The organism is Latilactobacillus parasakei (assembly GCF_049674265.1).
GTDB classification, from domain to species: Bacteria; Bacillota; Bacilli; order Lactobacillales; family Lactobacillaceae; genus Latilactobacillus; species Latilactobacillus sakei.
In genome coordinates this window covers 427725-450629 of record NZ_CP186861.1, presented here as the reverse complement: position 1 = coordinate 450629, position 22905 = coordinate 427725, and the positions used below count along the sequence as shown (strand labels likewise).

The window sequence follows — 22905 nt, the reverse complement described above, 5'->3', positions numbered from 1 at the left end:
ACGGCTTTTTTAGTGGTTAATCGAATAGACGACCGAAGAGGCCTTCTTTTTTAGGCTTTTCCGGTGTAGGCGCTGTTGCTGGATATTTAGCGCTAATTGCGACAGTTTCGCAATTAATCGCGTCCTTGGCAACGACTAGTAAGCCGATTGCTTCCGGGGCAGTTTGCGCAGTTTCGTTATTGACCAAAGTAAATTCAACTTGGTATTTGGTAATTGCCGCGAGATAATTAGTGGCCGCGTCATTTTTACCATTCAAGAGGATATGGTAAGCCTTGAAATCGGATAGGTGGCTTTCGAAGGTTGCTTGAATCGAAGGTTGGCTTAATTCAGCGTTGGTGATGCTGAGTAAGACGCGTTCACGCAGAGAGCCTAAATACCGACGGCGTTCATCAGGATTGGTTTGGGGCGCGCCATGGATCGCACTATCTAGATGTTGTTGCAATTGATCGTTCTCTGACAAAATGGTCACCTCATTTCTAATTTGTGCTATATTAGAACTAAACCTAAGTATAACATGTTGGAGGAAAAAGATGTTTACACGTGCTGATTTTGAAATTTTTGATGACCCGACTTTAAAGGGGCGTTTGAATAAAATTTATACGGAACTTGATCCTAAATTTGAAGTGTTTGGGGCCCAATTACAAAATGAATTGGCTGTGGCCACTAAACGCGAATTTACGCTGCATATTGCCAAACATTTACGCCGCTTCAAAAATCCACCAATGAATACTTGGATGGCGCTTAGCGAGAGTTCGCGTGGTTACAAGATGATGCCGCACTTTGAAGTCGGCTTTTGGGATGACCGAATTTTCGTTTGGTTTGCCTTAATGGCTGAGATGCCAGATAAGACGGATTATGCACCACTATTGGCGAGCCAATCAGAAAAACTCTTAAGTGATTTTACTGATTATGATTTAAGTTATGATCACATGACGAAACAAAAATTTCCGATGTCACCGGATAACTTACAGTTGATCCAAGACAAGTTTGCTAAGACCAAAAAAGGGGAGTGGCTCCTCGGAAAAGTCTATCTGAAAGACAATCCTTTATTTGATCAACCAGAAGAACTCATGGCCGATATTCAAAAGACGTTATTAAAAATGGTCCCACTTTACGAATTAATAAATGCTAAATAAACCAAAAGGCGCTGCTAAATTTTAGCAACGCCTTTTTTGATGACAAAAAAAGAGCCAGACCGAAGTCTGACTCTTTTAATTGAACAGATAACTGCTTATCTGTTGTAGAATTCAACGATTAAGGCTTCGTCGATTTCTGGTTCTAATTCTGAACGTTCTGGTAAACGAACAAGTGAACCTTTTAAGTTGTCAGCGTCAAATTCAACGAATGAAGGACGACCAACAGTGCCTTCGATAGCGTCTTTGATGATAACAAGGTTCTTAGATTTTTCACGGATTGAAATTTCTTGACCAGGTTTTACTTCGTATGAAGGAATATCAACACGTTTGCCATCAACGGTAACGTGACCATGGTTAACTAATTGACGTGCTTGTGCACGAGTGCTTGCTAAACCTAAACGATAAACAATGTTGTCTAAACGTTGTTCTAGTAAGATCATCAAGTTAACACCATGTTTACCTTCGCGAATCTTACCAGCGCGAGCAAATAAGTTTCTGAATTGGCGTTCTGTTAAACCATACATTAAACGTAGTTTTTGCTTTTCGCTTAATTGCATACCATATTCTGAAATCTTACCGCGACGGTCGTTACCATGTTGACCAGGAGCGTATGGGCGACGGGCAAGTTCTTTACCTGTACCTGATAATGAAATTCCTAAACGACGTGAAAGTTTCCACTTTGGACCTGTATAACGTGACATAAAAAAATCCTCCAATAATTGTTTTGGAGTAAAATAATCCGATGTAAACTTAGTAATCGTTCAGTTCACTTATTAACAATCTTCACCTTTGCAGCCGCAAGGTTACGCAATTGAACCAAAACTCTGGGCAAATGAACTGTTGACGGCTTTACCGTTTACTGCTGCATTATTTTACACAATGGCTAGTATAGCTTATTCATTTGGACAACGCAAGCTATTTTAATAGTTGCTTGGTTTAATTTTTATACAATTTATCGGCAAATAGTACTGTATCAACGGCTTATTCATGCTATAATCAAGATTAGTTTGTAATAAAGAAATCGGTTAACTATTTAAAAATCTGAGTTAAATCGCAAAAGGGTGGGTCTTTGAATGCTTTACATTCTCATAGGAATCGTAGTCGTCGTTTTGATTGGCTACTTAGGAGTTGCTTTTTATCAGCGTTACTTCACCAAACAAATTAAGAGTTTAGAAGAACGTAAGGGTGCTTTAATGGCGTTGCCGATTCCCGAAAAGTTGACGAAGTTGCGCGCACTGCGTTTAACGGGTGAAAGCCAACAAAACTTTGATCGTTGGGAAAAACAATATAATGACATTACCAATCACAATTTTGAAGCGATTGAAGCTTATTTATTTGATGCGGAAACAGCTAACAGTAAATATCAGTTCCTATTAGTAGCACGGATTTTAAAACAATTGCGTGCCTATTTACAGGAAACGGACCAAGATTTGGTTGATGTTCAAGATGCGCTAGATCAACTATTAGCAAACCAAGCTGATACGCATGAACAAATTGAAACGCTGCGGGTCAAGTATCAAGGTCTGCGTAAACGTCTATTGACGAAGAGCTTTTCATTTGGTCCTGGACTAGAAGGCTTAGAAGCTATCTTAGGTCAATTAGAAGAAGACTTTAACCAAGCTAACGAATTAACGAGTGCCGGTGATTACTTGGGCGCCAAGATGATGTTACAAAAATTAATTGAACAAACTGATGATTTAGAAGATAAAATGGCACGTATTCCGAAGCGGTATAGTGAATTAGCCAATGAGTTCCCTGAACAAATTGATGAAATTAGTGAAACGTATCAAGCGATGTTGCGTGAACATTATAATTTTGGTGATAACCAATTGGAAGTTCAGCTCACACAAGTGACGGAACGCGTTGATAAGAGTTTAGATTTAATGGAAGCTCTTGATATCGAATCTGTTGAAGCCAATAATGTTGAAATTGCGCAAAATATCGATCAACTCTACGCGAGTTTAGAGGTTGAATTAAACGCACGCCAAACAGTGGAAGAACATATTGGTAAGACTGAGACGATCGTGTCACATGCCCAAACGCAAAATCGAGAATTATTATTAGAACTTGATCATTTGAACCAAAGTTATGCTTTAACGCATGACGAGTTAGTCACTGCTAAGAAATTAACGAAGCAAATTAATGAGCAAAAGGCGATGCTTGAAGGACACCAAGGTAAAATTGCCAATCATGAAGCTGTTTATTCTGTTATCGCGGATGATTTAATGGCCATTGATGAACGTTTGACCGATATTGAAACACAACAAAGGGATATTCATGAACAAGTTTCAGGGTTACACCAAGGTGAAGCCGTTGCTAACGAAAATCTACAACAATTCGAATTAGAATTGCGGAACTTAAAACGGACGGTTGAAAAATTACACTTACCAGGTCTTGCTGATAGTTATCTTGATTTCTTCTTTGTCGTAACGGATGAGATTAAACGTTTAGATCATGACTTAAGTCAGATTAAGATTAATTTAGATGAGATTGCTAAACAAATGGTGCTCGTTCAAGATGACTTAGATAAATTAAAAGTTAAAACTAACAATTTAATCGATAGCGCGTTGATTACGGAACAACTCTTGCAATATGCTAACCGTTACCGAATTGATTTCCCTGAGATTCAAACGGCTTGTGAAGAAGCGCAAGCGGTCTTCAATCGTGAGTTTGATTATCCTAAAGCAGTTGACATTTTAGCAACAGCTTTAGAACGAATTGATCCAGGGGCTTATACGCAGGTTGAAAAGAACTATTATAGTCAAAAACAAACTGATGCATTATAACCTTTAAAAAGTGGGCTAAAAGATAGCGCTGATATTAATCAGGTGTTGTCTTTTGGCCCACTCTTGTGTTTAATGTAAGATAGAACACTGGTCTTTATAAAAGAATTTGTTATAATTAAAAAAGTTTAAATACTAATTTTTAGTAAGAAGGATCGATAATGATTTATTTTGATAATAGTGCGACTACCAAGATAGCGCCCGGCGCGCTTCAAACTTACCAGGTAGTCAGCGAACAGTTTTACGGTAATCCCTCAAGTTTACACGTTGTCGGCGAAAAAGCATTCCATCTACTAGAACAATCACGGCAGCAAATTGCCGATTTATTGAACGTTCAATCAGATGAAATCTACTTCACCAGTGGCGGGACTGAAGGTGACAACTGGGTGTTAAAGGGCACTGCGATTGAAAAGAGCGCTTTTGGCAAGCATCTGATCACAACATCCGTTGAGCATCCAGCCATCATCAAATCAATGCAACAACTCGAAAAATTAGGTTTTGAAGTAACCTACTTACCAGTTGATAAGTTTGGGCGGATTAATCCGGCTGATTTAAAAGCGGCCATTCGTTCCGATACCATTTTGGTGTCAATCATGGCCGTTAATAATGAAATTGGGACGTGCCAACCATTATTGGCAGCGGCAGAAATCTTAAAAGATTATCCTAATATTCATTTCCACGTTGATGCGGTTCAGGGCATCGGTAAAGGCATCCAAAAAGAAATCTTTAACGACCGCGTTGATTTTGTGACACTTTCTGGGCATAAGTTCCATGGTCCACGTGGCACCGGGATTTTATACAAAAAACGAGGCCGTCATCTTGCACCGCTATTAACCGGTGGGGGACAAGAACATGATTTGCGTTCTGGTACCGAAAACGTTCCGGCAATTGCCGCCATGGCTAAGGCCCTTCGTTTGTTGTTGACCGATGAAGCACAAAAGGTTCAAAAACAAGCAGCTATTCGTGAACGCATCTACCAACATGTCAGCCAGGCTGAAAAAACGGTGATGTTTTCACAATTGACACCTGATTTTGCACCGCATATCTTATGTTTTGCAATCAAGGGTGTTCGAGGTGAAACGACGGTGCATGCTTTTGAAGAACATGAAATCTATATTTCAACGACGAGTGCTTGTTCTTCTAAGAAGGGCATGGAATCAAGTACGTTAAAAGCAATGCACGTTAACGAAAAGATTGCAACAAGTGCCATTCGGATTTCATTGGATGAATATAACACGTTAGCTGAAGCAGACGAATTCATCAAAGCCTTTGACCAAATTAACCACCGTTTCAAGAAAATTAATTCTTAAAATTAAACATTAAGGGAGATATTAATGCAATACACTGAAATTATGGTTCGCTACGGCGAACTTTCAACAAAGGGTAAAAACCGTAACGATTTTATCGGTCGTTTGAACGGTAACGTGACCAAAGCACTTCACGAATACAAGCAATTAAGAATTCATCCAAAACGCGATCGGATGCACATTATTTTAAATGGCGACGATGCTGAGGGTGTTATCGAACGTTTACGCCACGTTTTCGGGATTCAAAACTTCTCACCAAGTATCGAAGTTAATCGCGATTTAGATTCTGTTAAAGAAACAGCTTTAGCGATGATGAAAGAAATCGGCAAGCCCGGTATGACTTTCAAGGTTAATACGCGTCGTTCTGATCATAACTTCTTCTTGGATACCAATGATATGAACCGTGAATTGGGCGGTTACTTATCAGACGAGTTACCAGAATTAGAAGTTCAAATGAAAAAACCAGATATCACATTGCGCGTTGAAATTCGCCAAGATGCGATTTATTTAACAAACCAAGTGATCCAAGGTGCCGGTGGGTTACCAGTTGGTTCAGCCGGTAAAGGGATGTTGATGTTATCTGGTGGGATTGATTCGCCAGTTGCAGGCTACTTAACGCTCAAACGAGGCGTGGATATTGAAATGGTCCACTTCTTTAGCCCACCATACACAAGTGATAATGCTTTAAATAAGGCGAAAGAATTAACGGCTAAATTGGTACCATACGTTGGCGGGATTAAGTTTATCGAAGTCCCATTCACTGAAATTCAAGAAGAAGTGAAACATTCTGTACCAGAAGGCTACTTGATGACGATTCAACGACGGATGATGCTGCGTTTAACGGATCAAATTCGTGCTAAACGTCAAGGATTAGCGATTTTTAATGGCGAATCAGTTGGCCAAGTGGCTTCACAAACGCTTGAAAGCATGATGGCAATTAACGACGTCACAACAACGCCGATCGTCCGCCCAGTAGCAACGATGGATAAGAATGAAATCATCGAAATCGCGAAAGATATCGATACGTATGATTTATCAATCATGCCATTTGAAGATTGTTGTACGATTTTTGCACCACCAGCACCAAAGACGCGTCCTAATTTGGATAAAACACGTTTTTACGAACAACGAATCGATGTCGACGCTTTAATCGAACGATCACTTGCCGGCGTTAAGGTAACGGAAATCAAAGCAGGCGATCAATTCTTAAATCAAGACGAAGAGATCATTGCCGAACTTTTATAGCATCGAACGGTCCAACCAGAAATGGTTGGGCTTTTTTTGTTTTTAAAGAATATGAAATATTTCACAAAAATGAAAGCGCTTATGTTATGATAAATTTATCAGGATTAACAAAGTGAGGTTAGCAAAATGAGAACGCCAAAGCATGATTTACCAGAAGCAGTTGCTAAACGGATTCCAATTTATTATCGTTACTTTAAACTACTCGAAACAGATGGTATCGAGCGGATTAAATCGGAGCAATTGGCAAAATTGGTAGCCATTCCTTCAGCGACGATTCGCCGCGATTTTTCTTATATCGGTGACTTAGGCCGGAGCGGTTACGGTTATGAAGTGAGCCACTTAATTCAAATTTTTTCAACTGTTTTAAAAGCCGATATTCTAACTAAAATGGCCGTTATCGGGGTTGGTAACTTGGGCCGCGCCCTAATTGAAAACAACTTTAGAAGAAACGACAACTTACAGATTTCATGTGCTTTTGATACGAACCCCGCATTAGTCGGGCAGACCTTAAATGGGGTCCCAATTTATGCCATTGATCAACTAGTAACCGTTATTCCCGCTGCTGGCATCACAACGGCGATTTCGACCGTGCCTAGTGAAGCCTCGCAAGGATCCGCCGAGCAATTGATTGATGCTGGGATTACATCAATTTTGAATTTTGCACCGACGCGTCTGCAAGTGCCACGGCATATCAATGTGCGTTATCTAGATTTAACGGCGGAACTGCAAACTTTATTATTATTTGAGGAATGAAGGGCCTAGCCTATTGACCTTTGGCGTCGACTCAGCTAAACTATTAACAACGCGTTGAACAAGAGCGATTAATATTGGACTAGTTTAGAGAGAAGATGCATGGCTGAGACGTCTTCCGATGACCAATTAATCGGTAGCTTGTGAGCTGTTAACCTGAAATTCAGTAGGGCTAACCGGACAATTTCGTTCGTTAACAAATCATGAGTTGGGGACTAGTCTAGTCCTAATTTAGGTGGTACCGCGAAAAAGCATTCGTCCTATTGTGAGGAATGCTTTTTTTGTTTGCCATTAAACGCAATATTCAAAAGGAGTGAAGCAGATGACTGATCACAAAGAAATGTCAACCAAATACGATCCTAATCAAGTCGAAGACGGTCGTTATCAAGATTGGTTAAAAGAAGATTTATTTAAACCAAATGCCAATCCAGATGCAAAACCATATTCAATTGTTATTCCACCGCCCAATGTTACAGGTAAACTACATTTAGGCCATGCTTGGGATACAACTTTACAAGATATGTTAATTCGCCAAAAACGGATGCAAGGTTACGATGTGTTATGGCTACCAGGAATGGATCACGCCGGCATCGCAACACAAGCCAAAGTTGAAGCAAAATTAGCAGAACAAGGGATTTCACGTTATGACCTTGGCCGCGAAAAATTCATCGATCAAGTTTGGGAATGGAAAGATGAATATGCCGCAACAATTCATGATCAATGGGCTAAAATGGGCTTATCACTTGATTATTCACGTGAACGTTTCACATTAGACGATGGTTTATCAGACGCTGTTCGTAAAGTCTTTGTTAACTTATACAACAAAGGACTGATCTATCGTGGCGAATACATCATCAACTGGGATCCAAAAGCGCGGACTGCTTTATCAGATATCGAAGTGCTTCATCAAGATGATGAAGGAGCCTTCTATCATGTCAGTTATCCATTGACAGACGGTTCTGGCAGCATTGAAATTGCCACAACGCGTCCCGAAACATTACCTGGTGATACAGCAATTGCCGTTCACCCAGATGATGAACGTTACGCTGATCTTGTTGGCAAGACAGTCACATTGCCATTAATGAATCGTGAAATTCCAATTATCGCTGATCACTATGTTGATAAGGATTTTGGAACAGGGGCGCTTAAGATTACACCAGCGCATGACCCTAACGATTTTGAAGTTGGTAACCGTCATGACTTACCACGGATTAACGTGATGAATGAAGATGCAAGCATGAACGAAAGTGCCGGTAAGTATAACGGCATGGATCGTTTTGAAGCACGTAAAGCAATTGTTGCCGACTTAAAAGAACAAGGTTTCTTAATCAAAGTCGATCCAATGACGCATAGTGTTGGTCATTCAGAACGGACAGGTGTTCAAGTTGAAGCGCGTCTTTCAACTCAATGGTTTGTTAAGATGAAACCACTTGCTGAAATGGCTTTGAAGAATCAAGAAACAGATCAAAAGGTTAACTTTGTGCCAGAACGATTCGAAAATACCTTCACACAATGGATGGAAAACGTTCATGATTGGGTTATTTCACGTCAATTATGGTGGGGTCACCAAATCCCAGCTTGGTATCATAAACAAACTGGCGAAATGTACGTTGGCGAAGAAGCGCCAGAAGATATCGAAAACTGGACCCAAGATACTGATGTCTTAGATACATGGTTCAGTAGTGCACTATGGCCATTTTCAACAATGGGTTGGCCTAATACAGAAGCACCTGATTTCAAACGCTATTTCCCAACAAATACGTTGGTAACTGGTTATGACATCATCTTCTTCTGGGTGTCACGAATGATCTTCCAAAGCTTGGAATTTACGGAACAACGCCCATTCGAACACGTCCTCATTCACGGTTTAATCCGTGACGAACAAGGCCGTAAGATGAGTAAATCACTTGGTAACGGGATTGACCCAATGGAAGTCATTGAAAAATACGGTGCTGATGCATTGCGTTGGTTCTTAACAAGTGGTTCAACACCTGGTCAAGATGTGCGTTTCAGTTATACGAAGATGGATGCTGCCTGGAACTTCATTAATAAGATTTGGAACGCGAGTCGTTTCGTTATCATGAATCTTGAAGATACACCGGCACCAACTAAGGTTCCAGAAGCCGCTAACCTCGATTTAACGGATAAATGGATCTTGAGTCAATTAAACCAAACAGTTGCCGACGTCACACGTTTATACGAAGGCTTTGAATTTGGTGAAGCTGGTCGGACATTGTATAACTTTATCTGGAATGATTTCTGTGACTGGTATATTGAAATGGCTAAAGAAGTGCTTTATGGTGATGATCAAGAAGCAATTGCCAATAAACGCTATAACTTAGCTTATGTATTGGACCAAACATTGCGTCTATTACACCCAGTAATGCCATTTGTAACGGAAGAAATCTGGCAAAGTATGCCACATACTGGCGAATCAATCATGACCGCTAGCTATCCTGAAGTACATGCTGAATTAGATGATCAAGAAGCAACAACTCAAATGAATGCCTTGATCGACTTAATCAGAAGTGTTCGGAATATCCGTTCAGAAGCAAATGCCCCATTAAGTAAGCCAATCGATATCTTAATCAACATCCAAGATACACCGTTGATGGCTATTTTTAAGCAAAATCAAGACTTTATCGAACGTTTCGTTCATCCTAAGTCACTTGAAATTGCAGAAGGCCTAACAGCCCCTGCATTAGCTAAGACAGCCATTATCAGTGGTGCTGAAGTTTACGTGCCATTGGCAGAACTATTGGACTTAGACGAAGAAATTACGCGTTTAGAAGGCGAATTAAAACGTCTAAACGGCGAAATCAAACGTGCACAAGGTAAGTTAGCCAATAAAGGCTTTACTGACCGCGCCCCTGAAAAAGTCGTCCAAGAAGAACGTGACAAACAAGCTGATTATGAACAACAATATCAATCAGTCGAAAAACGGCTTGCAGAACTAAAAGCAGCTCGTTAAAGCACATCTCAAAACGCCACCTTATTTTAAGGTGGCGTTTTTGTATGTCATCAGTTTTTGGCAACCGATTAGCGGTCAATCTATGCTAAAATGGAAGGAGCATGTTAAAGGGGATTGAGCAATGTTGGTGACAGATTACGAAACAGCTTTGGCATATATTCATTCACGGCCAAGATTACATAAAGAAGCAAATTTAAACCGAATGACCCAGTTATTAGCGGCACTCGGTAATCCACATCAGGGACAACAGTTTATTCATGTGACGGGCACCAATGGGAAAGGTTCAGTAGTCAATATGGTCAGTAGCTTGCTGGTCGAATTGGGTTTAAAAGTTGGTCGCTACACATCACCATTTATTACCCGTTTCAATGAACGCATTGCGATTGACCAACAACCAATTGCGGATGACGATCTGGTCGCAGTTACGCAACACGTTCAACAGGCAATTGAAACAGTCCAACAAGCAGACGCCACTTTTGAAGTGACGGAATTTGAATTAATTACTGCAATTATGTTCACTTATTTCAAACAACAATCAGTTGATATTGCGGTCGTTGAAGTTGGGATTGGCGGCTTATACGATTCTACTAATGTCCTAACACCATTGATTTCGGTGATTACTTCGGTGGGGTTAGATCATCAAGCATTGCTGGGCGATACACTGGCAGCCATTGCCACCCAAAAAGCCGGCATTATCAAAGCACAGCATCCGGTAGTGATTGGCAAATTACCAGCAGAAGCGCAAACGGTGATTGTTGAAACGGCCAAACAATTAGCAAGTCCGCTAGCAATTAGTGGGGTCGACTTTTCGACAACGGCGGTTAAAGTCTTACCAACTTGGGGGCAGCAGTTAAACTTTCAGAATCAAACGGAGACACTTAAGCAACTTCAAATACCATTGATGGGCGATTATCAGATTGAAAATGCTGCAGTAGCGTTAGAAACCTTTTGTCAGTATCTAACGTTGACGCAGCAGCCGCTTGATATTAAGGCGCTTAAGCGGGGCTTGGCTCACGTGAGTTGGCCGGGGCGGTTTGAAAAAGTAAATGATGAACCGCTGATCATCTTGGATGGGGCGCATAATCCAGCCGGCGTTGAACAATTGGTTAAAACGGCAAAACATCAATTTAAGCATCAAGATGTTTATATCTTATTTGGGGCGTTGGGTGATAAATCACTGGCTGGGATGTTACCCCAACTTAATCAGTTAGCAACCCACTTAGTATTAACGACGGTCCCGGACAATCCGCGGGCTGCCACTCAGGCGCAATATGCGGCGGTTGATGACGCAATTCCATTTGAAGCGGATTGGCCTGTGGCATTAACCACAATGATTAGTGACTTATCGGCCGATGATGTTTTATTGGTGACCGGTTCGTTGTACTTGATTAGTACCATTCGTAGTTATTTTAAAGGAGTGTCATAGTATGCAAACTAGAGGGATTATTTTTGACATGGACGGCTTATTAGTCGATTCAGAAAAAGTTTATTATCAAGCTAACCAATTAGCGGCGCAAAAAATGGGCTTTGAGGTGACGGCAGAAGACCATCAAGCCATTCTGGGGACGACGGATACTTATTTACGCCAATATTTCTTACAGAAATTAGGCTCACCAGAATTAGTGAAGCAGTTTATTGATTTATCTTATAAAACAGTTGATGAGATTATTCAAGACCAAGGAGTGGCGATTAAACCCGGATTAGTAGAATTATTGGACTACTGTGACAATCACGGGATTAACCGGGTGATTGCTTCTAGTAATTTTAGAACAATGGTCGAAGATTTCATGCAAAGCACAGGGTTAAAGCCACGGTTCAACCAGATTGTCTCGGGCGATGAAGTGACACACGGTAAACCTCATCCAGAAATCTTTTTAAAGGCTTTGGATAAACTTGCCATTCCAGCCCCTAGCGCTTTAGTACTCGAAGATTCACCAAATGGGATTTTAGCGGCTAGCAAGGCTGACATTCCAGTGATTATGGTGCCAGATTTGATTGCGCCAACTGCCATTACTAACCAACAAACATTGGCAACGGTTGATAATTTAGCAGCCGTTATTCCGTTTTTAGAAAAATAAAGAACTAATTAACACGTATAGTTAAATGAATCAAAAAGGCGGTTAAAAATGCCTTTTGCAGGAGGCTATGACGATGTTAACGAGTCAATCAAAACTACAACCCAGAGAACAAGTGGCACTGTATGGTGCGGCTAGTCTAAGTGATGAACAATTAGCAACCGTGATTTTACGTTCGGGGACTCAACATTTACCAGTCGAAGTTATTGCCCAACGATTATTGCAACGGTACCCCGACTTTCAGGATCTCGAGCAAGCTGATTTGGCGCAGTTACGGCAAGTTGATGGTATAGGACCGGTTAAGGCAATTGAACTCCAAGCGATTTGTGAGTTGAGTCGGCGGATCCAAAATCAACGCACATTGCGTTTTGGTGTGGTGGCGTCCAGTCAGATGGTGGGGCAACGGATGATTGAATCCTTAGCAGGAGAGACACAAGAACAGCTATTAGCGGTCTATTTAGATGTTAAAAATCAGATTATTCAGATTAAGCAACTCTATTTGGGGACACTCAATAGCTCTGTCGCGCACCCACGGGAAGTCTTTAAATGGGCGCTTCAATATTCGGCAGCCAAGTTTATCTTGGTCCATAATCATCCGAGTGGTCAATTGGCACCATCGACGCAAGATATCAACTTTACAAAAAGAATTGTTAATTGTGGCCAACTGATGGGAATTACTTGTTTGGATCATTTAATCATCGGTAGTTCGCAGTACCTAAGCCTACGTGAGGAAGGGTATCTAGTTGATTAAAAGTATTTTGAATCTTGTTAAGAATCTATTAATTTTAAGGTAGACTTGAAAAATCTCCTGAAAATCAGGTACCATGAAGCTACATTGCGTTTTTTATTATTAAAAATTATGATATAATGCCAATGACTATAAAAACGTTTGGTTATTGAAGGAGAGAAAAATAGTGTTCGGATTAGGGACTAGAAATATTGGTATCGACTTAGGTACCGCAAACACACTTGTATATATGGACGGGAAAGACATTGTCTTAAGAGAACCCTCTGTTGTCGCCAAAAATACACAAACAGGTGAAGTCATCGCTGTCGGTTCCGAAGCACGCGACATGATTGGCCGGACACCTGGTAATATTGTGGCGATTCGTCCTATGAAAGACGGCGTTATTGCAGATTACGATACAACTGCAGCAATGCTTAAATATTTTATCGAAAAAACAATCGGCCATTCATCAAGCAAGCCATTTGTAATGGTTTGTGTACCTAGCGGTGTCACAGAAGTTGAAAAACGTGCTGTTATCGATGCCACTAAAGTTGCCGGTGCGCGTGATGCTTATGTGATTGAAGAACCTTTCGCAGCCGCAATTGGTGCAGGCCTTCCTGTGATGGATCCAACTGGTAGCATGGTTGTTGATATCGGTGGTGGTACAACAGACGTTGCGACCATTTCATTAGGTGGGATTGTCTCAAGTCGTTCAATTCGAATGGCTGGCGATAAGTTTGACGACGCAATTATTTCTTACATCCGTCAAAACAGTAACCTATTAATTGGTGAACGGACAGCTGAACAAATCAAGTTAGCGATTGCTTCAGCATCACCAGAACGTGCTAAAGAAGTTGAATCAATGAGTGTTCGTGGCCGTGATTTAGTCACTGGTCTACCAAAAACTGTTGATATCAAAGCAAGTGATATTGCTGAAGCAATTAAAGAAATTGTGACAGCGATTATCGATGCGATTAAAGAAACCCTTGAAGAAACATCTCCTGAAATTGCAGCGGATGTGATTGATCACGGGATTGTTTTAACTGGTGGTGGTGCTTTATTGAAACACTTACCAGAAGTTATCTCTGATGCTACTAAAGTACCTGTTTTCATTGCGCAAGATCCATTGGATTGTGTTGCAGTCGGTACCGGTGAATCATTAAAGAATATCGAAGTCATGAAAAAAAATTAAGATTAGCGTAAAGTAGTGGGACAAAGAGCGGTTAGCGTTTAAGTAGGCCTAAATTAGTGATTGATTCAGGTTTTTTTGAATCAATCGCGCAAGGTCCTTAATAACCGGTTTTTGTCCCATATTTACGATATTAAAGATGGATGGTGGCGAATAAACCATGCAAAAATTCTTTTCAAATAAAAAATTAATTATTTTATTGGTGACATTGATCGTCTGCATGGGCTTTATCGCAATGTCAGTTGGCTTGCGTAATAGCAAGAAGAGCCCAAGTTTTATCCGGCAATTCGGTAACGATGTGACCGGGATTACCAACCAAGTCGTTAGTGTCCCTGCTAATGGGATTGGTAACGGTGTCGATGCATTGACAGATTTAATTAATACTTATCAAGAAAACAAAGCCTTAAAAGCACAGTTAGATGATTTAGCGCAAACTAAGGTGCAAGCACAAACATTAAAAGAAGAAAATAAGAACTTGAAAAAAGAATTGAACTTGGCAGGTACCTTAACGGATTATACAACGCTCAATGCTTCCGTATTGTCGCGTAATCCGGATAATTGGCAAAATTCGTTGGTGATCAATAAAGGTGCTTTAGCAGGGCTTAAGAAAAACATGCCAGTGATGTCTGAATCAGGTATTATCGGGCGGATTTCAGAAGTTAATAAGACTAACGCTAAGGTGGAACTTGTTTCAAGCACTGGTCGTAACAGTAATGGTTTTGCCGCAGTGGTTAATACCAAAGATGGTAAACAAGTTAACGGTATTATGACGGGCTATAATTCAGATAAGAAACAATTGAAATTAGGTCAAATTAAAACCGATACAGCGATTGCTAAAGGCGATAAAGTTGTTACTTCTGGCCTCGGTGGTTTAACACCTAAAGGGCTTTACTTAGGTAAGGTGGCTTCAGTTAAAAAAGACGACTATGGGTTGGCATTAACCGTTTATGTCACACCGGCTGCCGATTTGAATAACTTAACAGTTGTGACGGTTATCAAACGTTCGATTGAAGGTGAGTAATATGGGAACATATCACTTGAAACATCGCTATTTAATCCCAATTTACTTGTTAGTCGCTTTTTACCTGGATGGTGCGATTAGTTCATTAGGGTCGCAATGGTTATATACGCCAGACCATACCCTAATTAGTCGCTTATTCATGTTAATGTTTATTATGGTTGCGTTTGTTCTACCGGAAGAAACGAATTTATCATGGTACGCAATAGGGATTGGTCTTTTGTATGATTTATATTATACGGGGATGATTGGCATGTATCTTTTTGTATTGCCACTGATTATTTATATCGTGCGTTACTTAAAACAATACATTCCAGATTCACCATTTTTTATTGGGTTAGTCGACGTTATTTGTTTAACGTTGTTGGAGGTCTCAATTTATATTATGAATCGGCTTGTTAATTTAACGAGTATGACACCAATTGATTTCATTAGTAACGTTTTAGCACCGACAATTGCATTAAACTTAGTCTTTTTTATCTTTTTGTATTTGCCTTTAAAGAAATTATTGCTAAAATTAAAATCAGAACGATGAGGGGTTTGATTTTTTTATGGATGCAGTCACGTTAAGAGGACGCAAAGAAGGATTCGAATTAAACATTGATGCTGGTGCCGATTTTGATCAAGCATTGGATTCAATTGTCGCATTATTGAGTAAAATTCGCTCAGAACAACCCAAGTTGGGTAACGATAAAATTGAGCTCGAATTAACGACAGGGATGCGTTTATTGAGTGAACAACAAAAAAAGGCGCTATATCAAACACTAGAACCGTTTCCTGAGTTTGATATCATGAGTATTCAATCTTCAGTCATGACGATTGAACAAGCCCAAATCGAACGGCAAGAAAACAGTATTCATGTTGAACCGAATGTTATTCGGAGCGGACAAGAAGTTAACTATGTCGGTGATGTTTTATTTGTTGGTAATTTACACCAAGGTGCTGTCATTAAAGCCACGGGGAGCATTTTTGTTCTAGGGTCAGTCGCAGGGATTGTGCATGCTGGTTTTCCAGATAATGCAGATGCAATCGTTGCTGGGAACCTAACGAAAGCTGTCCAACTTAGAATTGCAGATGCGGTTGAAATTATCGATCCAAAGAAGACGCCCTTTAATTCACAAAGTATCAGCTATATTAACGATTTACATGTCATCGATTATGGTGAGATAACGGATTTGAAACAAATTAATCCTAAATTATATCGTAAAATGGAGGAGCAATAAAATGGGAACAGCTTTGGTCATCACATCCGGTAAAGGCGGTGTTGGTAAAACAACTTCGAGCGCTAATATTGGAACGGCGCTTGCGCTTTTGGATAAAAAAGTTTGTTTGCTTGATTTAGATATCGGTTTAAGAAATTTAGACGTTGTATTGGGATTAAGCAATCGAATCATCTATGATATCGTGGATGTTGCCAAAGGCCGTGCCAAATTACATCAAGCGTTGATTAAAGACAAACGGTTTGATGAAAAACTCTATTTATTACCAGCTGCACAAAACACGGATAAAGAAGCACTCGTGCCAGAAGACGTGACAGCAATTGTGACGGCTTTAAAAGAAGAATTTGATTTTGTCATCATTGATTGCCCAGCCGGGATTGAATCAGGCTTTAAGAACGCAATTGCCGGCGCAGATGGTGCGATTGTAGTCGCAACACCTGAAATTTCATCAGTGAGCGATGCTGATCGGGTTGTTGGTTTGCTTGAAGAAACTGAAATGCAAATCGCACCACGTTTAGTTATTAACCGAATTCGTCGCCACATGATGAACGATGGTGAAACAATGGATGTCGATGAAATTACGAAACATCTTTCGGTATCATTATTGGGGATTGTTTTCGATGACGATGCTGTTATCAAAACATCCAATGCCGGTGAACCGATTGTCTTAGATCCTAAGAACTCGGCTAGCCAAGGGTATCGTAATATTGCGCGGCGTTTACTAGGAGAAACAGTGCCATTAATGACGCTTAAAGAAAAGAAAATCGGTTTTTGGGGTCGACTTTTTGGTAAAAAATAGTTGACTTTTCAAGTGAGAATCACTAGAATAATGTCAATACTTAAAACGTTGAACGGACCAAATTAGTTTTTAAGGCACAGAGAGCTGAGGTATGGTGTAAATCAGCCCTTCAAAACTAGTGGCACATCCGTGAGTTGATTATCTGAACGAAGTAGGATAATCCGTTAGCCCGTTATCGCTGTAGTTTTAGAAACTACATAAGTTTAAGCAATGTGAGTTGTTTATTAAACTGAGGTGGAACCGCGATAATATTCGTCCTCTTGGAGTAATCCGAGGGGACTTTTTTTATTGGTCTAAAACTAGTAGAGTTGTTTGCTGTGAAGTAAACAAAAATATGAGGTGGAACCGCGATTGATCGCCCTCTTGACGTGTAAACGTGAAGAGGGCTTTTTTTGTGGCAACGTTTAGCTAAAATACTTTGAAGGATATGTTTATATAAGGGAGATTTTATCATGCAATATAGTTTATCGATTTTACCAGCGCTTTTGAGTGGCGCTAAAATGACGTTAGCCATTTTTAGTTTAACTGTGATTGGTGCCATACCACTGGGGTTATTATTGAGCCTTGGTTTATTATCTAAATTTAAACCACTGCATTATTTACTTAACCTATATGTTTGGTTAATGCGGGGAACGCCATTGCTATTACAATTAATTTTTGTCTTTTACGGCTTACCGGTGATTGGGATTGTCTTTAATCGTTTCGACGCCGCATTAATTGCATTTATCTTGAATTACGCTGCTTACTTCGCTGAAATCTTCAGAGGGGGCTTTCAAGCGGTTGATGATGGTCAAATTGAAGCCGCATCAGTTTTAGGATTAACCTATCCCCAAACCATTTTAAAAATTATCGTACCCCAAACGGTTAAAATTGTTTTACCATCTGTCGGTAATGAGGTGATTAATTTGATCAAAGATTCATCATTAGTTTATGTGATTGGCATTGGCGATTTATTACGGGCAGGGAACGTTGCTAGTGCGCGCGATGTCAATTTAGTGCCGTTGCTGTTAGTAGGTGTCATCTACCTCGCATTAACCGCTATTTGTACGTGGTTATTGGGCCGTTTAGAACAATATTATCGTTATTACCGTTAGGAGGACTTATCGATGTTTAAATTAGAAAATATTAACCAGTCATTCAAGGGTCGCCAAATCTTGAATGATTTAAATTTAGAAGTTGAAACGGGCAGTATTTTAGCAATCGTAGGGCCTAGCGGGGCGGGTAAATCAACATTGCTCCGGCTAATCAGTGGATTGGACCAACCGGATAGTGGCCGGTTCGTGATCGACGGTGAGACCTATGTCCCAAGTGCCGCTGAAAAAGGGGGCCGGATAGGCGTTGTTTTCCAAGATTTCCGCTTATTCCCGCATTTATCAGTGTTAGAAAACGTCACGTTAGCCCCTAAGATGGTTAAAAAGTTAGCTAAGGATAAAGCTAACGTATTAGGGCAAAAATTATTACGCCAATTAGGATTAGGCGCACAAGAGGCGGCCTATCCGTTTCAATTATCAGGGGGACAACGGCAACGAGTCGCAATTGCGCGTGCACTAGCCATGCAACCGGATATTTTGTGTTATGACGAACCAACCAGTGCCTTAGATCCATCGTTAGTCGCTAATGTAGCAGAATTGATTCTGGGGCTTAAAGAAGATGGTATGACCCAGATTGTTGTCACCCATGATATTCAATTTGCAAACAAAATTGCTGATCAAGTTTTTGAATTACAACCAAACGAGGCCGAAAAATGATGAGATTAAAGAGATTAGCAACCGCCGGCTTATTATTAGGGTTATTAGCCAGTTTAGCGGGCTGTCACAGCCGGCAAAAGACCGATAGTTGGGCAACGATTGAACGCCGCCAAAAAGTGGTGATTGGGATTGATGATAGCTTTGTGCCGATGACTTACCGTGAGAAAAACGGGCAATTGACGGGATTTGATGTTGAGCTAGCCAAGGCGATTTTTAAAGGCAGTGGCATTCAAGTTGATTTTCAATCGATTGACTGGGATATGAAAGAAACTGAATTGAACAATCAAACGATTGATTTAATTTGGAGTGGCTATTCTAAGACCGAAGAACGAGCTAAAAGAGTGGCCTTCAGTCAACCCTATCTCACGAACCACCAGATGATTGTCTCGATGAAACAGAACCCAGTGAATCGCTTAGCTGATTTAAAAGGCCAGAATTTGGGCGTTCAAACCGGTTCTTCGGGTATGGCCCAATTGGATCGACAACCAGCCGTTTTAAAACAAAAAATTGCCAATCAAACGCCAATCCTATATGATACCTATAACAATGCTTTTATCGATTTGCAGGCTAAACGGATTAAGGGAATCTTAATTGATCAAGTTTATGCTAACTTTGAGATTAAAGCGCGGGCAAATGGACAAGATTTTCAAGCGATTGAGAGTCCTTTTGCAGCCGAGAAGTTCGCGGTTGGCATGCGCCCGGAAGATCAAAAATTACGACGCTTTATTAATCGCCGGTATCAAGTCCTCAAGCAAAATGGACAATTAGCGAAGATTCAAGCCAAGTGGTTTAAAGAATAGGACGCGACAGAGATGACGACGATGATTATCATAATTCTTAGTCTCATATTAGTAATTAATACAATCGGAGCGGTGATTACCGTTTTTCGACAATCAAGAGATATTGCGGCGACTTGGGCCTGGCTACTTGTTTTAATTTTGTTGCCAGTGATTGGGTTTGGGTTTTATCTCTTTTTTGGTAAAAAATTATCAGCAGAGCATCTTTACGATTTGCGGACGCAAGCGAAACTAGGGATTGATGAACGGGTGACTCAACAAAAAGCGGAATTACGGCAACGACGCAAGCAAAATCATCATTCATCAACACCGGAGATTCAAAGCTTGATTAATCTCTTTTTAGTATCCAATACAGCTGTTTTGACGCAAGAAAATAAGGTATCGGTCTTAACGGACACAACCACTGCTCAAGAACGACTATTGGCCGATATGAGCCGTGCTCGCGATCATATTCATTTAGAATACTATGCTTTTTTTGATGATCCTTTCGGTCACATTTTAATCAAGACGCTTGCCTATAAAGCGTATCAGGGTGTTAAGGTCCGCGTCATTTATGATGGCTTTGGCTCGCAAAAGGTGCCGCGTTCATTTTTCAAACCGCTAGAAGAAGCTGGTGGGCAAGTAACGCCCTTTTTTAGTTCGCGGTTTCGATTCATTAATTTTCGGTTGAATTTTAGAAATCACCGTCAATTGGTCGTAATCGATGGTAATACAGCCTATCTTGGCAACTTTAACCAACATAGTGTTGATACGCATTTACCGGTTCGAGATACGCGCTTACGGGTGAGTGGTGATGGTGTCTTGTCGTTTCAATCACGCTTTTTTATGGATTGGAATGCTGCGACACAACGTCAAAAGGTTTATTATAGTCAGCACTACTTTCCAAGTTCTGTTGAGCATGGCAAAACCAGTATGCAACTTGTTTCAGGCGGACCAGATCGTGATTTACCTGAAATTAAACTCGGTTTTTTGAAGTTGATTGCGGCTGCTAAAAAGCGGTTATGGATTCAAACGCCCTTTTTTATTCCGGATGATTCTGTTCTGGCAGCGCTAATACTTGCTATTAATTCTGGGGTAACCGTTAAAATTATGATACCTGAAAAAGCCAAACACAGCTTAGTCCAACACGCCAATCTCTATTATGCTAGGCAAATTGTTAAAGCAGGCGGACAGATTTACTTATACAAAGCGAGTGCTTTTAGAGCCCGGACAATGATGGTCGATGGCCAGCTTTCGGCGGTGGGGACGGCTAATTTGGATATTCGCAGCTTTAAACTTAATTTTGAAACGACGAACTTTTTATATGATCCTGCATTGACCAATACGTTAGAATTGACCTTTCAAAGGGATTTAAAAGATAGTGTACCGCTCACCAAACAACAGTTAAACGCGCAGACAACTAATCAGCGACTCTCGCAAGACTTGGCCCGGTTGTTGGCCCCGATATTATAAAAGTAGTCATAAAAAGGCCCTCGAAATTTTTCGAGGGCCTTTTTTGATGATGATTATTTGAAATAGTTTTGTAAACCGGCGTAAACGGCGTCGGCCACTTTTTCTTGATAACTACTACTACTGATGTAATTAAAGTCTTGATCAGAATTGATATAACCCATTTCCAATAGAACAGAAGGGCGTTCGTTATCGCGAAGTACTTGATAATTACCGTATTCAACACCCCGATTGGTGAGTGGTAATGACTTGATTTGATTGTTCAGCGCGTTGGCTAAGCTAGTGTCCTTACTATTTGAGTAATAATAAGTGGTTGTGCCACTGGCTTGGTTAGATTGCGCACTAGAATCAAAATGAATACTGATAAAGGCATCCGCACGTAATTTATTAGAAAGTGCAGGTCGAGGTGCTAAATCAACGAATTTATCAGACGAACGAGTTAAGACAACGTTGGCACCAGCGGCTTTTAACTTCTTAGCAATCGCATCGACGGTCTTAAGCGTATAAGTCTTTTCGTATTTATTACTATTTGATAAGGCCCCAACATCGTTGCCACCATGACCGGCATCTAAAACGATGGTTGCTTCAGAAAGGGAGGTAGCGCTTGTTTTAACGACTTCGTTCTTAGCAGAAGGGGTGACGACCCAACTGGCGACATAACCCGTATTGCCGTCCGAGTCTTTAACTTTGTACCAAGTGTCGCTCTTATCGAGATACGTTAGCTTCGTGTTGGCAGAATAGACTTGAGAATAGGCGTAGTTGACACCAGGACCGCTGCGCAACTTAGTATTATCCAGTTGCGTTGTGACGGATTTAATATCAGAAGTGGATTGACTGCTACTATCATCAGTCTTCGTATCCGTTTGAACAGCTGTTGGTGCTTCGTTAGAAATGCTGATCAAGTCACTTTGAACCCAACCAACAGCTGAATTGTATTTAACTTGGCTCCAACCGTTTTGTTGGTAGAGAACCGTTAATTTGTCGCCTTTATTGACTTTTCCTAACAGGGGGCTGCTGGCATTGCTGCTTTGGCGGACGTTTGCAAAATCATTGGTGACAGTTGCGACCCGGTTAGAGGTTGCGCTGACTTCCGTATTATTGACCAACCAACTGGCAACCCAACCAATTTTATCGCCACTTAAGCGGACTTGATACCAGTTATTTTTTTGTGAAATGACGTTCATCACTTCGCCTTTGCTTGCCTGGCCCATTGTATCGTAGGAAAGACCGGGTCCTTGGCGTACATTAACGACGTTTGCTTTAATGGTAATTTGTTGGTACGTTGCAAGGACGTGTGTCGCGAAGAGACCGACACCAACTAGAATGAATAATATGAGAACGGCAGGATACCGTTTTATCCAGTTCAAAGGTTTTTGCATATCTTCAACACCTTTGTCATTTATTTATAAGAGCTTCATATGGTTCATTATAGCAAAGATAGTGGATATCTAAAGGGGTTGACCCTTAAAAATTAGAAAAAATTCAGGAATTATTGACTTTTTTTTCAAATAACGTTAATCTAATAGCAACGAGAATATGAGATGACCAGTGATAAAGTATGGTAAACGCACCACTTAACAGAGACGATTTCAAAGCTGAAAGAAATTGACGGTGTCCACCTGACTGCTTTTGAGGTCTGCGTGTTTAACACGCCGTTGGCTAACAACGTTATGCTTAAGCAAAAATTAAGG

Annotated in this window: 21 protein-coding genes and 2 other annotated features; of the genes, 18 read left to right on the top strand and 3 right to left on the bottom strand. The window is 40.6% G+C overall.

The genetic code is table 11. The features are described 5' to 3' along the window. Positions 1-16 precede the first annotated feature (16 nt). Entirely contained in the window at positions 17-460 is a 444-nt protein-coding gene (locus ACPBEH_RS02215) for a YueI family protein (RefSeq protein WP_424349555.1), read from the bottom strand. Between the two features lie 70 nt (positions 461-530). Here ACPBEH_RS02215 and ACPBEH_RS02210 point away from each other — a divergent pair, with 70 nt between their 5' ends. After that, positions 531-1136, top strand: coding sequence for a DUF1054 domain-containing protein (locus ACPBEH_RS02210; RefSeq protein ID WP_424349554.1), 606 nt, complete (start codon positions 531-533; stop codon positions 1134-1136). Between the two features lie 95 nt (positions 1137-1231). Here the strand turns inward: ACPBEH_RS02210 and rpsD are convergent, their stop codons facing one another. Then, positions 1232-1837 carry a 30S ribosomal protein S4 gene (gene rpsD, locus ACPBEH_RS02205; RefSeq protein WP_011374547.1) on the bottom strand — a complete coding sequence of 202 codons (606 nt, stop codon included), beginning with the start codon at positions 1835-1837 and terminating at the stop codon, positions 1232-1234. A gap of 372 nt (positions 1838-2209) precedes the next feature. Here rpsD and ezrA point away from each other — a divergent pair, with 372 nt between their 5' ends. From ezrA to cls, 17 genes are all read left to right on the top strand, one after another. After that, complete coding sequence (gene ezrA, locus ACPBEH_RS02200) at positions 2210-3922, top strand: septation ring formation regulator EzrA (protein ID WP_424349553.1); 1713 nt, start codon at positions 2210-2212, stop codon at positions 3920-3922. Positions 3923-4080: 158 nt separating this feature from the next. Further along, positions 4081-5229: a cysteine desulfurase family protein gene (locus tag ACPBEH_RS02195; protein ID WP_424349552.1), complete on the top strand. Its 1149-nt coding sequence runs from the start codon at positions 4081-4083 to the stop codon at positions 5227-5229. A gap of 24 nt (positions 5230-5253) precedes the next feature. Next, the gene (thiI, locus tag ACPBEH_RS02190; RefSeq protein WP_016265022.1) at positions 5254-6471 is read left to right on the top strand and encodes a tRNA uracil 4-sulfurtransferase ThiI; all 1218 of its coding nucleotides are present in this window, start codon (positions 5254-5256) and stop codon (positions 6469-6471) included. Positions 6472-6597: 126 nt separating this feature from the next. Next, positions 6598-7224, top strand: a complete 627-nt coding sequence (locus ACPBEH_RS02185; protein ID WP_424349551.1) for a redox-sensing transcriptional repressor Rex — start codon at positions 6598-6600, stop codon at positions 7222-7224. A 45-nt stretch (positions 7225-7269) separates the two neighbouring features. Beyond that, positions 7270-7487 (top strand) — a binding site (T-box leader). A gap of 56 nt (positions 7488-7543) precedes the next feature. Then, on the top strand, positions 7544-10192 hold the full coding sequence (locus ACPBEH_RS02180; RefSeq protein ID WP_016265024.1) for a valine--tRNA ligase: 2649 nt from the start codon (positions 7544-7546) through the stop codon (positions 10190-10192). Between the two features lie 121 nt (positions 10193-10313). Beyond that, complete coding sequence (locus tag ACPBEH_RS02175; RefSeq protein WP_424349550.1) at positions 10314-11618, top strand: bifunctional folylpolyglutamate synthase/dihydrofolate synthase; 1305 nt, start codon at positions 10314-10316, stop codon at positions 11616-11618. A gap of 1 nt (position 11619) precedes the next feature. Then, entirely contained in the window at positions 11620-12270 is a 651-nt protein-coding gene (locus tag ACPBEH_RS02170; protein ID WP_258525135.1) for an HAD family hydrolase, read from the top strand. 73 nt (positions 12271-12343) lie between these two features. Then, positions 12344-13018 carry a RadC family protein gene (gene radC / locus ACPBEH_RS02165; protein WP_424349549.1) on the top strand — a complete coding sequence of 225 codons (675 nt, stop codon included), beginning with the start codon at positions 12344-12346 and terminating at the stop codon, positions 13016-13018. Between the two features lie 163 nt (positions 13019-13181). Next, on the top strand, positions 13182-14186 hold the full coding sequence (locus ACPBEH_RS02160; protein ID WP_011374556.1) for a rod shape-determining protein: 1005 nt from the start codon (positions 13182-13184) through the stop codon (positions 14184-14186). Between the two features lie 157 nt (positions 14187-14343). Next, complete coding sequence (gene mreC / locus ACPBEH_RS02155) at positions 14344-15204, top strand: rod shape-determining protein MreC (RefSeq protein ID WP_424349548.1); 861 nt, start codon at positions 14344-14346, stop codon at positions 15202-15204. A 1-nt stretch (position 15205) separates the two neighbouring features. Then, positions 15206-15736 carry a rod shape-determining protein MreD gene (mreD, locus tag ACPBEH_RS02150; protein WP_424349547.1) on the top strand — a complete coding sequence of 177 codons (531 nt, stop codon included), beginning with the start codon at positions 15206-15208 and terminating at the stop codon, positions 15734-15736. A gap of 16 nt (positions 15737-15752) precedes the next feature. After that, complete coding sequence (locus ACPBEH_RS02145; protein WP_424349546.1) at positions 15753-16424, top strand: septum site-determining protein MinC; 672 nt, start codon at positions 15753-15755, stop codon at positions 16422-16424. A gap of 1 nt (position 16425) precedes the next feature. Further along, a complete protein-coding gene (minD, locus tag ACPBEH_RS02140) occupies positions 16426-17220 on the top strand; it encodes a septum site-determining protein MinD (RefSeq protein WP_016265029.1) in 795 nt (264 codons plus the stop codon). 39 nt (positions 17221-17259) lie between these two features. Next, positions 17260-17483 (top strand) — a binding site (T-box leader). A gap of 189 nt (positions 17484-17672) precedes the next feature. Beyond that, positions 17673-18314: an amino acid ABC transporter permease gene (locus ACPBEH_RS02135; RefSeq protein ID WP_011374561.1), complete on the top strand. Its 642-nt coding sequence runs from the start codon at positions 17673-17675 to the stop codon at positions 18312-18314. Between the two features lie 12 nt (positions 18315-18326). Then, a complete protein-coding gene (locus ACPBEH_RS02130; RefSeq protein WP_424349545.1) occupies positions 18327-18968 on the top strand; it encodes an amino acid ABC transporter ATP-binding protein in 642 nt (213 codons plus the stop codon). Further along, positions 18965-19768: an amino acid ABC transporter substrate-binding protein gene (locus ACPBEH_RS02125; protein WP_424349544.1), complete on the top strand. Its 804-nt coding sequence runs from the start codon at positions 18965-18967 to the stop codon at positions 19766-19768. The genes ACPBEH_RS02130 and ACPBEH_RS02125 overlap by 4 nt, the downstream gene beginning before the upstream one ends. Positions 19769-19780: 12 nt before the next feature. Next, positions 19781-21217, top strand: a complete 1437-nt coding sequence (gene cls / locus ACPBEH_RS02120) for a cardiolipin synthase (protein ID WP_424349543.1) — start codon at positions 19781-19783, stop codon at positions 21215-21217. 53 nt (positions 21218-21270) lie between these two features. On the opposite strand, the gene ACPBEH_RS02115 is transcribed toward cls, so the two are convergent. Further along, complete coding sequence (locus ACPBEH_RS02115) at positions 21271-22593, bottom strand: N-acetylmuramoyl-L-alanine amidase (protein ID WP_011374565.1); 1323 nt, start codon at positions 22591-22593, stop codon at positions 21271-21273. Positions 22594-22905: the final 312 nt, after the last annotated feature.

What these genes read in the sequence shown, in the direction of transcription:
- ACPBEH_RS02175 (WP_424349550.1), top strand. Translation starts at nt 10,314, where the DNA reads ATGTTGGTGACAGATTACGAAACAGCTTTGGCATATATTCATTCACGG.
- ACPBEH_RS02145 (WP_424349546.1), top strand. Translation starts at nt 15,753, where the DNA reads ATGGATGCAGTCACGTTAAGAGGACGCAAAGAAGGATTCGAATTAAAC.
- ACPBEH_RS02125 (WP_424349544.1), top strand. Translation starts at nt 18,965, where the DNA reads ATGATGAGATTAAAGAGATTAGCAACCGCCGGCTTATTATTAGGGTTA.
- mreC (WP_424349548.1), top strand. Translation starts at nt 14,344, where the DNA reads ATGCAAAAATTCTTTTCAAATAAAAAATTAATTATTTTATTGGTGACA.
- thiI (WP_016265022.1), top strand. Translation starts at nt 5,254, where the DNA reads ATGCAATACACTGAAATTATGGTTCGCTACGGCGAACTTTCAACAAAG.
- ACPBEH_RS02135 (WP_011374561.1), top strand. Translation starts at nt 17,673, where the DNA reads ATGCAATATAGTTTATCGATTTTACCAGCGCTTTTGAGTGGCGCTAAA.
- ACPBEH_RS02130 (WP_424349545.1), top strand. Translation starts at nt 18,327, where the DNA reads ATGTTTAAATTAGAAAATATTAACCAGTCATTCAAGGGTCGCCAAATC.
- cls (WP_424349543.1), top strand. Translation starts at nt 19,781, where the DNA reads ATGACGACGATGATTATCATAATTCTTAGTCTCATATTAGTAATTAAT.
- ACPBEH_RS02195 (WP_424349552.1), top strand. Translation starts at nt 4,081, where the DNA reads ATGATTTATTTTGATAATAGTGCGACTACCAAGATAGCGCCCGGCGCG.
- ACPBEH_RS02115 (WP_011374565.1), bottom strand. Translation starts at nt 22,593, where the DNA reads ATGCAAAAACCTTTGAACTGGATAAAACGGTATCCTGCCGTTCTCATA.
- ACPBEH_RS02170 (WP_258525135.1), top strand. Translation starts at nt 11,620, where the DNA reads ATGCAAACTAGAGGGATTATTTTTGACATGGACGGCTTATTAGTCGAT.
- ACPBEH_RS02180 (WP_016265024.1), top strand. Translation starts at nt 7,544, where the DNA reads ATGACTGATCACAAAGAAATGTCAACCAAATACGATCCTAATCAAGTC.
- radC (WP_424349549.1), top strand. Translation starts at nt 12,344, where the DNA reads ATGTTAACGAGTCAATCAAAACTACAACCCAGAGAACAAGTGGCACTG.
- ACPBEH_RS02185 (WP_424349551.1), top strand. Translation starts at nt 6,598, where the DNA reads ATGAGAACGCCAAAGCATGATTTACCAGAAGCAGTTGCTAAACGGATT.
- minD (WP_016265029.1), top strand. Translation starts at nt 16,426, where the DNA reads ATGGGAACAGCTTTGGTCATCACATCCGGTAAAGGCGGTGTTGGTAAA.
- ezrA (WP_424349553.1), top strand. Translation starts at nt 2,210, where the DNA reads ATGCTTTACATTCTCATAGGAATCGTAGTCGTCGTTTTGATTGGCTAC.
- ACPBEH_RS02210 (WP_424349554.1), top strand. Translation starts at nt 531, where the DNA reads ATGTTTACACGTGCTGATTTTGAAATTTTTGATGACCCGACTTTAAAG.
- mreD (WP_424349547.1), top strand. Translation starts at nt 15,206, where the DNA reads ATGGGAACATATCACTTGAAACATCGCTATTTAATCCCAATTTACTTG.
- rpsD (WP_011374547.1), bottom strand. Translation starts at nt 1,837, where the DNA reads ATGTCACGTTATACAGGTCCAAAGTGGAAACTTTCACGTCGTTTAGGA.